The sequence below is a fragment of the Cytophagaceae bacterium ABcell3 genome, assembly GCA_030913385.1.
Lineage (GTDB): Bacteria > Bacteroidota > Bacteroidia > Cytophagales > Cytophagaceae > ABcell3.
The window spans coordinates 1951815-1966654 of sequence record CP133159.1 but is presented as its reverse complement, the minus strand read 5'-3'; the positions used below and the strand labels follow the sequence as shown (position 1 = coordinate 1966654).

Below are 14840 nucleotides of genomic sequence, written 5' to 3'. Positions count from 1 at the left end.
CGAAAAAGCTACCACAAGATTGCGAGGTATTTTCCTATAACAAAACTAATGAAAAATATAACAAAAAAAAGACAGCACCAAAAATGACACTGTCAATATGAAAAAGTAATAGAACCGAACTGTAAATATAAGGCTTTAACCAGGATTATGCATTAGATTTCGTTATGAGGGGCAAAGGAACAAAAGATCAGCGTATTGGCTTGCAAAAAATAGTGGTTCTATGGTTAAAGCCAAATGCGAGCGAAGCGTCTGATTTGAAGTTATTTTGCCACACAATAGAAAGTTCTAATGAATATTTCAGGTTTAATAATGCTGCCCCTTCATAATAAGTACAGGCACTCTTAAAGACTGTACCATCTTTTTGGTATGACTTTTATTGATAACCAGTTTATCCAACAAGTTCCGCTTATAAGTAGCCATTACCACCATGTCTGCCTGGTTTTTATCGGCATACTCATTAAGGCCTTTTATCAGGTTAGAAGCCGTAATAAGCCTAAACTGCGTATTTTCATAATATATATTTTCCAAAATAGCCGTCTTTGCAGCATCAAATTTAGCTATTTCTTTAGAATCAGCCTCTTCGGTAAAATACAAGAAAGAAATATCAGGTCTAAGGGGTTTTAACAAGTCCAAGGTTTGATTAATAGTTTGGAATTTAAATCCAGAAATATCAATCGAATAAACAACTTTGTTTACTTTTGGCAAAGTACTATCAACAGGTAAGACCAACACAGGGCATTCAGAATTTTCCAAAAGAGACAAAACAGTATCGCCAGAAAAAACCCCTTCTCCAGCAGATGTATTTGCTGAAGGCGCTCCTGTAATAATCAAGCTCACCCGCCTCTGCTGAACAACCTCATTAATACCCCCTATATTAAAACCCTCATCTTTTATATAATCACATTTACTGGATTTTCCTTTCCGTTTTGCCTCAGCCTTAAGGCTGTTACACAAGTCGATTAACTGTTCCTGTATCTCATGGCTCCCTTTAAATGCCTTCTTTTTTCCATCTGGAAATTCTGCACCAGAAACAGTAACGGGCACATAGGAACTGTGATATAGCAATAAATCTGCATTTAATGACAAAGCTAAATCACTTGCATACTGTACAACTTTAGATGAGTAGTCAGTAAAATCGGCGGTACATAGGATGGTTTGGTTCATAAGCAGCATGATTGTCTACACATAATAACTTTTTACAAATCGAAAATGTTTTTCATAAACGTACCTTTCCGCTTTAAAGACCATCACATAAAGCAATGAGTCAAATGACCGCATTTCTTCCATTGCGGTCATTTGCACACAGGTTTATTATCAAATACCATCTCCGATAAACTTAAGAGCAACTGCACTCTTCAGAATTTTCACTCATATAAGTGTAGAAGCTTTCTTTCAACACCCTAATACCTCTTAGTACTTGATAAAATATAGTGTTCTCGTCTCCTTCCTTAAGCTTAGTTTCTTCTATATCTGCCAAGTCATCCCTTAAGAGAATAGAGATATCCCGCTCTCTGGTATTCACTTTGGCCACAAGACCACCTAAAATCCCTTTATACGCTTCAAACTCTTTCCAATAAGCATCAAGGATTTTTATCCTATCTCTATCCTTAGTATGTAAATAACTCTTCTTTAGAAGTTTAAGAAAGAAATCAATCTCTTGCATCAAAAACTTACTCTCTGAAGTAAGCTCGAGATTTTCAACGTGTATTTCTGCTACGTTTTTCATAGTATTACCTTTTTTAATGAGTTAAGTCTGTTTACAAATATGAAAAAAGGAAAGCGCCATCCAAATGACTATTAAAGCTTTAAAAACTGATTAAAATCATTGCCATCCTCCTATTTGAAATTATTTTTATTTTTTTTAGAAAAACTACAATAAAAGAAAACAATTGTACGTACATTAGTTGTTTATACACCAAATTAGCAAAAATTAAAAATCATGAAAAAGTTATCATTTGTTTATGTAATCGCAGCGGCCATAGCCATGCTATCTTTCAGAGTAAACAGTGACAAGGAAAAAACTACCAACTATCAATTTGACACTGAAAAGAGTCGAATAACCTGGTTGGGCAAAAAAGTTACCGGGGAACATACAGGTAACATTAAATTAGCAGAAGGCAACGTGCATGCTAATGGAGGAAAACTTACTGCCGGTTCATTCAAAATAGACATGAACTCTATCACCTGTACAGACCTAGAAGATGAAAAGTATAACGCGAAATTAATAGGGCACCTAAAGTCAGATGACTTTTTCAGCAGTGACAAACACAAACATGCGGAGTTTATCATCAAATCTGTAAAACCTGCCAAGAACAACCAACATGAAGTTACAGGCGATTTAACCATAAAAGGGATAAAGCAGACCATTACTTTTCCTGCAACAGTAAAAATAGACGGGAAACAGTTAACCGCAACTGCCAAAGTTAAAGTAAACCGTACCAAATTTGATATTAAGTATGGTTCTGGCAGCTTTTTTGACGGGCTGGGGGACAAAATGATCTATGATGATTTTGAATTAGACCTTAACCTTGTAGCTACCACAAAATAAGTACTCAAATAATCCGGCATAGAAGTAGGTAAAACCGCTTGCTATGCTGGATTACCTATTTAAGGTATCTGAAAAACACCCAAAACATTGATTCATATTTACTCTTATAAGAGATAGAAACATTGTGTTCATTACCAGGCAGGTTAAAACAAACCTATTTTTCTATTGCCTCTCTGAGACTACATTATCCTTCTTCGACCTCACGAATCTCATACCTAACCGTAAACTTTTTTGGGTGCGCCTCATAATGGAAATATTGAATGTAATTTTTAATAAAGCAAATCCCATAATATAAAATAAATGAGCAGTAGAATATAAAGAGAAACAGTAAAGCCAATGAACTTGAAGCACCATATATGTCATCAATCTGACTATCAATTAAAAGTTGTCCTAAAATAAATTGACCGATAGAAAACAAAACAGCCGCTAAAAAAGCCCCAACCCATACTGGTTTCCAGGGAATAGCTATATCGGGCAAGAATTTGTAGACGCAAGCAAACCATACAGTAAATATACCCAAGGAAATAACTTGATTAAATATCCTCAAAGCCCATACTCCTACTGTTGGCAAACCTTCTACAAGTTCACTTCCTATAAAAGCCATAACAATATCAGACAAAAGAGCCAAAAGAAATAAAATGCCCGTCAAAAGAATAATGACCAAAGCTATCCCCCTGCTTTTTAGAACAAATTTAAAACGACGAGACTCTTTGGGTTTAATTTTCCATATTTGATTGAAAGAATTTAAGACGACAATAAATAAAGTAGAAGCAATAAACATTAAAAATATAAAAAAACCTATCGTTACGACCGTTTCAGCTTTAAGCTCTTGTATGTTCATCAGAATATTTTGGATTTGCTCTGCAGTATCTCCCCCTACCATACTTTCTAAGGCTTCAAATAACTCTCCTGTCACCATTTCCTCATCAAGGATAAGCCCAAGCAAGTTGATTAATAAAACAATAGCAGGAGTCAGAGAAAACGTAGCAATAAAAGCGGTAGCAGCCGCAAGCCTCAAAGGATCATTTTCTTTCAGATCTTGAAAGCTACCTTTCAACAAGCGCCCAAAAATAATAATTTGATTGGCCATTTAAATTCGTTTCCAATAAAAACTTTTTAGTATTAGCTTTGTTCGCACATTCTAAAAACCATAAGGAACAAGTCGAGTTAATTTATAAGAAGACGCTTTTTTTTTGGACTAAATGAAATCATACCCATTCTCTATAAAAATTACAGTATATCTATTATTTGTCATACTGGCCATTTTTGCACTTATACAGGCAAGAAACTTTCTATATCCAATATTTATAGCCATTTTAGTTGCATATTTATTGTTCCCTATAGCTAAACGGCTAGAAAGGCTTAAGATACCCCGTATACTGGCGAACTTTATCAGCATTATACTAGCTTTCGGGGTGATTTTTGCAGGGTTTTATTTACTATATCAACAGCTTATCGTATTTGCGGAAGATATTCCTACTTTTCGAGAACAGGCGATAAACAATATAAACCGAATAGAAGAAACAGCAATAGAACTTCTAAATATGGAACACCGGCCTGAAGAAGGCCTACTTAAGAAACACTTACTAGGTTTTCTAGAAGCCAGTGGATATTTTCTGGAAACAGCTTTAACTGCCACTGCTGGCACAATTGCCAAATTAGCTTTGGTCCCTGTCTATGTTTTTTTCATGCTTTATTACAGAAACAAATTTCATGATTTTATTTTATTGGTGACCCCATCGGAAAAGCATGTGAGAATGCAGACTGTAATACGGGAAATAAGCAATGTGACAAAAAGGTACATGGGTGGGATAGTCATTGTTGTATTGCTGCTATGTATACTCAATAGTATTGGATTAATGATAGTGGGCATCCAGTACCCTATTCTTTTTGGAATCCTTTCGGCACTCATGAATTTTATTCCATATTTCGGAACACTGATTGGCGGAGCTATTCCATTCTTGTTTGCCTTATTGACCGAAGAGTCACCGGGTTATGCATTAGGCGTAGTGATACTGTTCCTTATAATACAGTTTACCGAAAACAATATCCTTACCCCCAATATCGTAGGAGGGAAACTTAATATAAACCCGCTCTTCATTATATTAACTATTGTTATAGGAGGGGTTATATGGGGCTTACCTGGCATGATAGTTTCCGTACCATTTGTCGGAATGTTCAAAATATTTTGCGACAACATGGAATCTCTCAAGCCATATTCTTTTTTGCTCAGCTCGCAAGGTACAGAAAAGCATGCGATAACTATAAAAAAGTTAAAGCAAGTTTTTAAATCCAAAAAGCAAAAAGACAGTTCCTCAAAATAATTAATTGTATATTGAGTTTTAGTTTTTTTAAGATTTTATTGGGATGGCATATTTAAAAATAGCAGGCGCAGCTTTGAACCAAACTCCCCTGGATTGGGAAAACAACACCAAGAATATTCTTACAGCTATTGATGAAGCAAAAAATAAGCATGTAGAAATTCTGTGCCTACCAGAGCTATGCATTACAGGATACGGATGTGAAGACATGTTCCTCAGCGAATGGGTCCCCGAAAAAGCACTTGACATACTTATATCTATTATACCTCATACAGAAAACATTACAGTAAGCGTAGGTTTACCAGTAAAAATAAAAAACAACTTATATAATGCAGCCTGCTTATTAAGTAACGGAAAAATTTTAGGGATATCTGCGAAACAGTTTCTGGCAAATGATGGTGTCCACTATGAACCTCGTTGGTTTACGGAGTGGGAGGCAGGAAAAACAACCCATTTCAACTATAAAACTATTTCATGCGAATTTGGGGATTTAGTATACAAAACCCATGGAATAACGCTGGCCTATGAAATATGCGAGGATGCCTGGCGCTGTGACACAGAAAGACCTGCATGCAGACATGTTCTTAAAAATACCGACCTAATACTTAACCCAAGTGCAAGCCATTTTGCATTGGGAAAATCTGATTTTCGTTACCACCTAATAAGTTCTAGCTCAAAAACATTTAATTGCACATACTTATATTCAAACCTTCTAGGAAATGAAGCCGGAAGAATGATATATGACGGCGAAGTACTCATTGCAAAAGATGGGAAACTGTTACAAAGAAACAATCGCTTTTCTTTCAACAATGTAGACCTGGTCAGTTGCGAAATCGACTTCCAAACAGGAAAGGTCAAAGAAAATGCCCTAAACCCAGATTATAGAGAAAAAGAGTTTGAGTTTAGAGAAGCTATTACATTGGCACTATTTGACTATCTGAGGAAAAGCAAAAGCCAGGGTTTTGTTTTATCATTAAGTGGTGGAGCCGATTCTTCTGCCTGTGCAGTGGCCGTAGCTGAAATGATCAGGAAAGGCTGCAAAGAACTGGGAACAGAAAAATTCCTTATTAAAACAGGGAAACAGAACTTATATGCGCAGGTAAAAAACGAACCTAAAGATAAACAGCTACAATTGATCACTGCTCACTTTCTGACTTGTGTTTATCAAAGTACAAGAAATTCAGGAGAGGAAACTTTGGAGGCAGCCAAAGAACTGGCACTTTCTATTGGTGCTGTGTTTCATCATTGGAGTGTTGACGAAGAAGTAGAAGGATATAAGAAAAAAACTGAAATCGCCCTAGGGAGAAGCTTGTCTTGGGAAACAGATGATTTGGCCTTACAAAATATACAAGCCAGAACACGTGCGCCTGGCATCTGGATGTTAGCAAACATCAAACGGGCTTTATTGATTACTACCTCCAACAGAAGTGAAGGAGATGTTGGCTATGCGACCATGGACGGAGACACGGCAGGGAGTATAGCACCTATTGCCGGTGTGGACAAACCTTTTATAAGAAGCTGGCTATCGTGGGCCGAAAGGAATTTACATTATCCTGGACTTAAGTATGTCAATAGCTTGGCACCAACAGCAGAACTACGTCCACCTGAAGAAACCCAAACAGACGAAGCTGATTTAATGCCCTACCCTATTTTAAGAGAAATTGAGGTTTTAGGAATTGCAGAAAAACATTCGCCCCTAGAAGTACACCAAAGACTTAAAGAAAAACTTGACATAGAAGACTCGTTGTTGGCAAAATACATCATAAAGTTTTTCAAGCTTTGGTCCATCAATCAGTGGAAAAGAGAGCGTACAGCACCATCTTTTCACATCGACGCATTTAATATAGACCCTCGTTCATGGTGTCGATTTCCTATATTAAATGGAGGTTTTTCAGAAGAATTGGAACAGCTAAAGAAAAAATACATTACCAATAAAGTACATTAATGTGGAAGAAATAGGGTCAGCACAAAAAGTCAATCAAAACAGATTCACATAAAGATGTACTGAAAATACTTCGAATGTGAGGCCACAACCTGTCCTCTTCAATCTGTACCTTATGAAAATATATCAAAATGAATATTTCAGTATTTTCATTGCGTCCTAAACAATAGAAACTTTATTACCTGCAATAGAGTTTAGCTTTTTGTCTCCTCTTTTATATCTTTGAAAAATAATTAAAAAGAATTCATGTTAAACTTTATACTTTGGGAGGTTTCTCCTGAGCTCTTTCCTGACGGTTGGCTTCCCATTAGATGGTACGGGCTACTTTTTGCTACCGGTTTTCTTCTGGGACAACAAATTCTCATCAGAATATACAAAGGTGAGGGAAAATCTGAAAAACATGTAGAGACGCTTACAGTCTATATGGTTATTGCTACCGTCATAGGAGCACGTTTAGGCCATTGCTTATTTTATGAACCTGACCACTACCTAAGAAACCCTATTGATATTCTCAAAATTTGGGAAGGAGGACTAGCTAGCCATGGTGCGGCCTTGGGCATATTAATAGCAATTTGGCTTTATTCCAGAAGGGAAGTCGGACAAAGCTATTTTTATGTGCTGGACAGATTGGTGATTGTTATTGCACTTGCAGGAGCTTTGATCCGTACAGGAAACCTGATGAACCATGAAATCATTGGCCGGGAAACAGATGTTCCTTGGGCTTTCATTTTTACGGAAGAACCTAAAAACACCATTCTTGCCGTAGCGCAGGAAGGTAGGCCAAACAGCAGGTGGACTGCCTCTGCTATTGACTTAGATTTTAGGCACCGAGATACAACTTCGCACCACCATGACATTCTGTTGGCTGGATTAGAAATGGACATTCAGTTTAACAGGCAAGTCTCAGATGAAGAACTTCCTCAACTGCTTAACCAAGACCTGCGAAGGGTTTTCTACGATTACACGAGTGTGAGGGAACATTTAGTCTTCCCTTTGACAGAAGTTCAATATACTGCCAGAGAAACAGAACATGGCACCTTGGTAACGCTCAACATCTTTGGCATTCCCCGACATCCAGCGCAGTTATATGAAGCCCTATCCAGTTTTATACTCTTTTTGGCCTTGCTGTGGATGTATAGTAGAAAGAAAGGGAAAACCCCAGAAGGCCGTTTGCTAGGCTTGTTCATCATAGTCATATTCTCTCTGAGGTTCTTATACGAGTTCTTTAAAGAAGCACAAGTACCTTTTGAGGAAGATATGATGTTTAACATGGGGCAAATACTGAGTATTCCTTTAGTAATTATAGGCCTGTTTATTTTCTTACGTTCTTTCAGAAAAAAGAATGAAATAAACTAGCTAGAAACAACTAAATGCAAAAAGGGGAGGAACGGCATAATCGCGTTCTTCCCTTTTTTTGTGCTTAAATAAAAAATTCTCATCTATCAAATGCGTGGGTGCTTAGCGACTTATTTTTATTTCTTTGCTACAAAATAGAAAGTTCTATTGCATAAATAGCTTATCCAAGCTACATCCTTAACAACCTGCAAAATTAAGGTACTGGATCATGCCCACACCCACCCCATGGATGGCACCGAGCTATCCTTTTTATACCTAGCCATCCCCCTTTAAATATACCATGCTTATGCACCGCACCTATAAAATATGTTGAGCAAGTAGGTGTATACCGGCAAGAAGCTGGCAATATGGGCGATATGGCATATTTATAAAAATATACAGGCACTAGAAATAGAAACTTAAAAACTTTACGCATTATAACCTTCCTGCTTTAATCTCATCTACAACCCCTGGATCTACCAAAGTAGAAGTATCTCCTAAGTTAGAGGTATCTCCTTCTGCAATTTTCCTCAGTACCCTTCTCATGATTTTACCAGACCTAGTCTTTGGCAGTCCACTTACAATCTGGATTTTATCAGGTTTTGCAATAGGGCCAATCAGTTTTGTTATCAACCCTAATATTTCATTTCTAAGAAAATCTTCATCTTCAATCTTCCGGTCGCAAATAACATAAGCATAAATTCCTTGCCCTTTTATGTCATGCGGGTATCCTACTACAGCAGATTCCATTACTTGCGGGTGCTCATCTATGGCATTCTCAATTTCAGCTGTACCCATTCTATGTCCAGAAACATTTAGTACATCGTCTACCCTACCTAAAATCCTATAATTGCCTTTATCATCACGTTTACAACCATCGCCGGTAAAGTACTTATTTTTATAGGTCGAAAAATAGGTATTTTTACACCTTTCATGGTCTCCCCAAATAGTCCTGATGATAGAAGGCCATGGAAATTTAATACAAAGATTCCCTTCCACCCCATTTTCTGTAATTTCATTTCCTTCATTATCAACCAAAATAGGTTGGATACCCGGCAAAGGTAGAGTGGCAAAAGAAGGTTTGGCAGGCGTTATACCAGCAAGTGGTGCTATCATGATTCCAGCAGTTTCAGTTTGCCACCAGGTATCCACTACAGGGCATTTCTCCTTACCTATGTTTTTATGATACCAGTGCCAAGCCTCCTCATTAATAGGTTCTCCTACAGAACCAAGTACTTTTAAGGAGTCCAATTTATAAGGCTTTACAAAGTCAAGGCCACTTCCCATCAATGCCCGTATAGCTGTTGGGGCTGTATAGAAAATATTAACTTTATGTTTGTCTACCACTTGCCAGAACCTACCTGCGTCCGGATAGGTAGGTACCCCTTCAAACATAACAGTAGTGGCACCTGACAGTAATGGCCCATAAATTAAATAGGTATGCCCTGTAATCCAGCCAATATCAGCAGTACACCAGTAGATATCACCCTCCTCGTACTGAAAAACATTTTGAAAAGTATAACCGGCATAAACCATATACCCCCCACAAGAATGAACAACCCCTTTGGGTTTGCCGGTAGAGCCAGAGGTGTATAGGATAAACAGTGGGTTTTCAGCATCCATTTCAACGGCAAAGTTCTCCTCAGACACAGAAGACATCTCCTCATGCCACCACATATCCCTTCCCGGCTTCATTTCTACCTTCTCACCAGTCCTCTGGTATACCACAACACTTGATGTACATTGGCATTTTTCCAAGGCTTGGTCTACTACTTCTTTTACAGGAAGGTTTTTTGCGCCTCTATAGCCACCATCGGTGGTTATAACCATTTTAGCAGAAGCATCATTGATCCGTTCGGCAAGCGCATTGGCAGAAAACCCAGCAAAAACAACTGAATGTATAGCCCCTACCCTGGCACAAGCCAATACAGCAATGGCCAACTCAGGCACCATAGGCATGTACAAGCAAACCCTGTCCCCTTTTCCAATGCCATTTTTTATCAATACATTAGAAAACTTGGAAACTTCAAAAAGCAGCTCTTTGTATGTCAAAGTTCGAGAAGCTTCCTTTGGATTGTTTGCTTCCCATATTATAGCTGGCTTATCTGCTCTCTTATGCAGGTGACGTTCCAGACAGTTTTCGGTTATATTCAATTTACCATTCAAAAACCAGCGGACATCAGGCGTTTCAAAATCCCACTCCAGCACTTTGTCCCACTTGTGGCGCCATAAAAAATGAGAGGCCTTTTCATCCCAAAACTGTTCTGGGTTATTTATGCTTTTATTATATTCCTCTTGATACTCTTGAAAACTGGAAATTTTATATGGCATAGCGTTACAACTTTAAAAATTAATTAGAATGAAAAAACATATGCCTACATTTGGCTATTATTTAAACTAAAATATACCATGGTAGGCTGTATTAAGTTTATATTATTGTTTAATAATTAAAAACCCGGACTTTCCATAAGTTCTTCATCAATGGCAAAAGAAGCACCTGATACTGTATGCAAATACTGTTTAAACATTCGTACAGTTGATTGATGATTCTATAGCCACAAAAAGTTAGGTTTAAATCTACATAAAAAACACTTTCTTTTAAAAACGAAGCATGCCCCTTTTAATTATTTTATTACTTTTCCTATCATTTCCAGCAGTATCAGGGGGCACTGCAGAAGAGGGACCATATATCGTCATACAAGAAATTGTCATTGAAGGTAACAAAAGGACAAGAGACAAAATCATAAGACGGGAGCTGGATATTAGTGTTGGGGACACCATTCAAGCCCAACATATCCACCAACACTTTTTAACCAACAAAAACCGTGTATTCAACACCGGTTTATTTTTAGAAGTGGAAGTTTATATGCGAGGGAAATCTCCCATTGAAAAAGCGCTGGTGGTAGAGGTAAAAGAGCGTTGGTATACATACCCTATCCCCATTCTCGAACTAGCCGACAGAAACTTCAATGAATGGTGGGAAGTTCGAGACAGAGATATTAGAAGGACAAACCTAGGCATTGATTTCCGGCAGAAAAATATGCGAGGAATGAATGAGACCCTCAAGATTAAACTGCAAGGAGGTTTTGACAATAAAGCCGAAATGTTTTATGTCATCCCATATTTGGACAGTGCCCAGCAGTTTGGCTTAAACATGTACGTCTCTTATATAACCAACAAGCAAATTGCCTACCGTACTACCAACCATATGCTGGCCTTTCATGAAGACGAACGCTTTATAAAGCACCGTTTCAGCACAGGATTTATGTTTACCTATAGAAGAAAGTTCTACGAAACCCACCAATTAGGGCTTTCCTTCTATCACTCTTCCGTAGGAGACACTGTTGCAGTCCTTAACCCTGACTACTTTCTCGATGGCCGAACATCACAAACCATGTTGGCCCTGAAGTACGCATGGATAAACGACCGAAGAGATATTGTTTACTACCCATTAAAGGGGCACCTAATGATGGCAGAGGCTGAAAAACTTGGGCTAGGTTTGTTCAACGACATTAACCAGCTAGACCTACGTGGAGAATTTTCCTTATATAGGCCATTAGGGAAAAACTGGTTTTGGGCTGGTACTATTAGGCAAAAGCTATCCTTTCCTGGCCGCCAGCCTTACTTCAACATAAGGGGCTTAGGCTACCTGACCGATGTCGTAAGCGGCTATGAACTATATGTGATAGATGGGCAGCATTACTCTTTAGGTAAAATAAACCTAAAAAAGCGGATTTTTTACACAGAAAAAAAGGTCAATGCAATGCCCAACCAGAAATTTAAATCTATCCCTATTGGCCTATATCTTAAAGCCCATGCAGACGCAGGTTATGTCCACCACCCTTTTCCCGAACCTGACAACCTCCGTTTGACCAATACTTTACTCTACGGTGCCGGCATGGGATTGGACTTTGTAACTTACTATGACATAGTCGTTCGGCTCGAATATTCTCTAAACCGTATGATGGAAAGCGGATTTTTTGTACATTTCAAGGCATCAATCTGATAAAGCTATATAATGAGACCTGGAACTAAAGTAAGATTATTACATGGAAAAGAACAAGGGATTGTCAGAAACATAAAAGAAGGCAACTTGGTCGAAGTAGAAATTGAGGATGGCTTCATTATCCCTGTAATGAAAAAAGAGCTCGTCGTTGTTTCTGAAGAAGAGTCAGTTTCTTTTTCGGCAAGAGACGAAGACGTAACGATACCTGATACCCCAAGTGGACATGACGAAGGTATATACTTGGCATATATCCCTTTCAATGATAGAGTTTTCCATCAATACATTATCAACAATACAGGACATGAAATTCTGTTTACGCTTCATGAGCAAAACGGGTTCAAGTTTAATGGAAGCTACTCAGGACTAATAAGCAGAAAGTCTTCTATAAAAACCGGTGAAAGAGATGTTAGCCGCTTTGATGAATGGCCAACTATGATTTTCCAAGCGTTGTTTTATAATGTAAAACCAGGCATTGTCAATGAGCCACTGGTCAAGAAACTTCAACCAACAGCCAAATCATTTTATAAGCATAAAAGGCTATCGCCTATCTTAAACAAGGAAGGACATGTATTCCAAATAGACGAATCGGTTAAAGAGGTTGATCCAAACAAATTAAAAGAAGCACTCTCTGAAAAACAGCAACAGGAAAAGATCAGAACAGAGCGTCCTCCCTCAGAAGTAGACCTTCATATTGACCAACTGTTAAAAAAACCGGGCGTAACTACCGGAGTCAGTATTCTTGACATCCAATTGCGGGAGTTCGAAAAGTACCTTGAAAATGCTATCGCATCAGAAATGAAGCAAATCACTTTTATCCATGGAGTTGGCAATGGAACCCTAAAAAACAAGATCCATAATCATTTAAAAAAACATAAGCAGGTAAAGTCTTTTTCAGAAGCCCGCCCTGACAAATTTGGGTATGGAGCCACATTGGTTATATTTTACTGAACCTGACGAAACGATGAAATGTTAAAATAAAGGTTTATATTTAAAGCAACGAATGCAGGCCGTCTTATCGCTGCGGCATAATATTTGCCGGAGAGGAAAGTCCGGGCAACGCAGAGCACCATACTTCCTAACGGGAAGGGTTCCGTTTTTAACGGGATACAGCCAGTGCCACAGAAAATAACCGCCACCCTCAGCAATGAGGAGGTAAGGGTGAAAAAGTGAGGTAAGAGCTCACTCGTGGTCCCGGTGACGGGCCATTGGGGTAAACCTTATGGGTTGAAAGACCAAATAAACCCCACTTTCGACCGGTTTTGCCGGTGTAGACAGGGCTGCTCGTCCTGAGTTCTTCAATGAAATAGTGGGGAGGGTAGGTCGTTAGAACCCCGAAGTGATTCGGGGGCTAGATAAATGATAAGACTTCCGCTTCGGCGGCAGACAGAACCCGGCTTATAGGCCTGCATTCGTTTTTTTATTTATTTTTAAATTAACCGCTATATGTCAAAAATCCTCATTATTGATGACGAAAAAAGCATCAGAAGTACTTTAAAAGAAATTCTTGAATACGAAAGCTATCAGGTAGAAGAAGCAAAAGACGGAGAGGAAGGCTTGGGCATGTTAAAGAAAAACGATTACGACGTTGTTTTGTGTGATGTTAAAATGCCCAAAATGGATGGTATTGAAGTACTTGACAAAGCTCAAGAACTCGGAAAAGATGTACAGTTCATTATGATTTCTGCCCATGGCACCATTGACACTGCTGTAGATGCTACCAAAAAAGGAGCTTATGATTTTCTACAAAAGCCACCAGACTTAAACAGACTTTTGCTTACCGTAAAAAATGCACTGGACAAATCTTCGCTAGTAACAGAAACAAAGACACTAAAAAAGAAAATCAACAAAACCAGTGATATACTAGGCGAATCTGACGCCATAAAACAAGTACTAAAAACTATTGATAAAGTTGCTCCTACAGACGCAAGGGTTTTCATTACCGGCCCCAATGGTTCTGGTAAGGAACTGGTCGCAAGATGGCTACATTACAAAAGCGAACGTGCTAACGGTCCTTTAATAGAGGTAAACTGTGCAGCCATTCCTTCAGAGCTTATAGAGAGTGAGCTATTTGGACATGAAAAAGGCGCTTTTACCTCTGCGGTTAAGCAACGTATAGGGAAGTTTGAGCAAGCCAATGGCGGAACCCTTTTTCTTGATGAAATCGGTGACATGAGCCTTTCTGCCCAGGCAAAAGTCCTCAGGGCCTTACAAGAAAATAAAATAACAAGGGTTGGTGGCGACAAGGACATAAAAGTTGATGTGCGAATTGTAGCGGCTACCAATAAAGACATTAAAGAGGAAATTAAGGAAAACAGGTTCAGAGAAGACCTTTTTCACCGGATTGGGGTGATTCTTATTCACGTACCTCCGCTCAACGAAAGAAGAGACGATATTCCATCACTTATTGATAAGTTTTTGACTGATATTGCTGGAGAATATGGCAAACCAGTCAAGGAAATAGAGCCTGATGCAGTAAAATACCTGCAAGGGCTAAACTGGCCTGGCAATATCAGGGAATTAAAGAATGTGGTAGAGCGCTTGGTAATCATGAGCGACAAAACCATTACCCTAAGTGACGCAAAGGCATATACTGCGTTTAACAGATAGGCACAGTAAAAAGTCCTAAGAATCTTAGTTCTTAGGACTTTTTTATTTACGTTCACATCAATCTTCCTAAACCTGAAATAT

Annotated in this window: 12 protein-coding genes and 1 other RNA gene; 8 read left to right on the top strand and 5 right to left on the bottom strand. The window is 38.5% G+C overall.

Translation table 11 applies throughout. The features are described 5' to 3' along the window. Positions 1 to 303: 303 nt before the first annotated feature. Together RCC89_08015 and RCC89_08010 are read right to left on the bottom strand one after the other, a co-directional pair. On the bottom strand, positions 304 to 1164 hold the full coding sequence (locus tag RCC89_08015) for a universal stress protein (GenBank protein WMJ73104.1): 861 nt from the start codon (positions 1162 to 1164) through the stop codon (positions 304 to 306). A gap of 172 nt (positions 1165 to 1336) precedes the next feature. After that, positions 1337 to 1726, bottom strand: coding sequence for a hypothetical protein (locus RCC89_08010; GenBank protein WMJ73103.1), 390 nt, complete (start codon positions 1724 to 1726; stop codon positions 1337 to 1339). 213 nt (positions 1727 to 1939) lie between these two features. Here RCC89_08010 and RCC89_08005 point away from each other — a divergent pair, with 213 nt between their 5' ends. Then, on the top strand, positions 1940 to 2548 hold the full coding sequence (locus RCC89_08005) for a YceI family protein (GenBank protein ID WMJ73102.1): 609 nt from the start codon (positions 1940 to 1942) through the stop codon (positions 2546 to 2548). Positions 2549 to 2732: 184 nt separating this feature from the next. Here the strand turns inward: RCC89_08005 and RCC89_08000 are convergent, their stop codons facing one another. After that, complete coding sequence (locus RCC89_08000; GenBank protein WMJ73101.1) at positions 2733 to 3638, bottom strand: YihY/virulence factor BrkB family protein; 906 nt, start codon at positions 3636 to 3638, stop codon at positions 2733 to 2735. Between the two features lie 112 nt (positions 3639 to 3750). Here RCC89_08000 and RCC89_07995 point away from each other — a divergent pair, with 112 nt between their 5' ends. The 3 genes from RCC89_07995 (at position 3751) to RCC89_07985 (ending at position 8167) form a co-directional block, all read left to right on the top strand. Beyond that, positions 3751 to 4872, top strand: coding sequence for an AI-2E family transporter (locus RCC89_07995; GenBank protein ID WMJ73100.1), 1122 nt, complete (start codon positions 3751 to 3753; stop codon positions 4870 to 4872). 43 nt (positions 4873 to 4915) lie between these two features. Next, complete coding sequence (nadE, locus tag RCC89_07990; GenBank protein WMJ73099.1) at positions 4916 to 6814, top strand: NAD(+) synthase; 1899 nt, start codon at positions 4916 to 4918, stop codon at positions 6812 to 6814. 243 nt (positions 6815 to 7057) lie between these two features. After that, the gene (locus tag RCC89_07985; protein WMJ73098.1) at positions 7058 to 8167 is read left to right on the top strand and encodes a prolipoprotein diacylglyceryl transferase; all 1110 of its coding nucleotides are present in this window, start codon (positions 7058 to 7060) and stop codon (positions 8165 to 8167) included. Between the two features lie 193 nt (positions 8168 to 8360). Here RCC89_07985 and yidD read toward each other — a convergent pair whose 3' ends face one another. Both yidD and acs read right to left on the bottom strand, forming a co-directional pair. Next, the gene (gene yidD, locus RCC89_07980) at positions 8361 to 8582 is read right to left on the bottom strand and encodes a membrane protein insertion efficiency factor YidD (protein WMJ73097.1); all 222 of its coding nucleotides are present in this window, start codon (positions 8580 to 8582) and stop codon (positions 8361 to 8363) included. Next, positions 8582 to 10477 carry an acetate--CoA ligase gene (gene acs, locus RCC89_07975; GenBank protein WMJ73096.1) on the bottom strand — a complete coding sequence of 632 codons (1896 nt, stop codon included), beginning with the start codon at positions 10475 to 10477 and terminating at the stop codon, positions 8582 to 8584. The genes yidD and acs overlap by 1 nt, the downstream gene beginning before the upstream one ends. 280 nt (positions 10478 to 10757) lie before the next feature. On the opposite strand from acs, the gene RCC89_07970 reads away from it, so the two are divergent. From RCC89_07970 to RCC89_07955, 4 genes are all read left to right on the top strand, one after another. Continuing rightward, positions 10758 to 12152 carry a BamA/TamA family outer membrane protein gene (locus RCC89_07970; protein WMJ73095.1) on the top strand — a complete coding sequence of 465 codons (1395 nt, stop codon included), beginning with the start codon at positions 10758 to 10760 and terminating at the stop codon, positions 12150 to 12152. A gap of 12 nt (positions 12153 to 12164) precedes the next feature. Further along, a complete protein-coding gene (locus tag RCC89_07965) occupies positions 12165 to 13100 on the top strand; it encodes a DUF2027 domain-containing protein (GenBank protein ID WMJ73094.1) in 936 nt (311 codons plus the stop codon). A gap of 51 nt (positions 13101 to 13151) precedes the next feature. Then, positions 13152 to 13566: RNase P RNA component class A (gene rnpB / locus RCC89_07960), an RNA gene on the top strand. A 29-nt stretch (positions 13567 to 13595) separates the two neighbouring features. After that, the gene (locus RCC89_07955) at positions 13596 to 14759 is read left to right on the top strand and encodes a sigma-54 dependent transcriptional regulator (protein ID WMJ73093.1); all 1164 of its coding nucleotides are present in this window, start codon (positions 13596 to 13598) and stop codon (positions 14757 to 14759) included. Positions 14760 to 14840: the final 81 nt, after the last annotated feature.

Bases quoted from the DNA above. Each gene is read 5' to 3' on its own strand.
- RCC89_08015 (WMJ73104.1), bottom strand. From the start codon at position 1,164: ATGAACCAAACCATCCTATGTACCGCCGATTTTACTGACTACTCATCT.
- RCC89_08010 (WMJ73103.1), bottom strand. From the start codon at position 1,726: ATGAAAAACGTAGCAGAAATACACGTTGAAAATCTCGAGCTTACTTCA.
- RCC89_08005 (WMJ73102.1), top strand. From the start codon at position 1,940: ATGAAAAAGTTATCATTTGTTTATGTAATCGCAGCGGCCATAGCCATG.
- RCC89_08000 (WMJ73101.1), bottom strand. From the start codon at position 3,638: ATGGCCAATCAAATTATTATTTTTGGGCGCTTGTTGAAAGGTAGCTTT.
- RCC89_07995 (WMJ73100.1), top strand. From the start codon at position 3,751: ATGAAATCATACCCATTCTCTATAAAAATTACAGTATATCTATTATTT.
- nadE (WMJ73099.1), top strand. From the start codon at position 4,916: ATGGCATATTTAAAAATAGCAGGCGCAGCTTTGAACCAAACTCCCCTG.
- RCC89_07985 (WMJ73098.1), top strand. From the start codon at position 7,058: ATGTTAAACTTTATACTTTGGGAGGTTTCTCCTGAGCTCTTTCCTGAC.
- yidD (WMJ73097.1), bottom strand. From the start codon at position 8,582: ATGCGTAAAGTTTTTAAGTTTCTATTTCTAGTGCCTGTATATTTTTAT.
- acs (WMJ73096.1), bottom strand. From the start codon at position 10,477: ATGCCATATAAAATTTCCAGTTTTCAAGAGTATCAAGAGGAATATAAT.
- RCC89_07970 (WMJ73095.1), top strand. From the start codon at position 10,758: ATGCCCCTTTTAATTATTTTATTACTTTTCCTATCATTTCCAGCAGTA.
- RCC89_07965 (WMJ73094.1), top strand. From the start codon at position 12,165: ATGAGACCTGGAACTAAAGTAAGATTATTACATGGAAAAGAACAAGGG.
- RCC89_07955 (WMJ73093.1), top strand. From the start codon at position 13,596: ATGTCAAAAATCCTCATTATTGATGACGAAAAAAGCATCAGAAGTACT.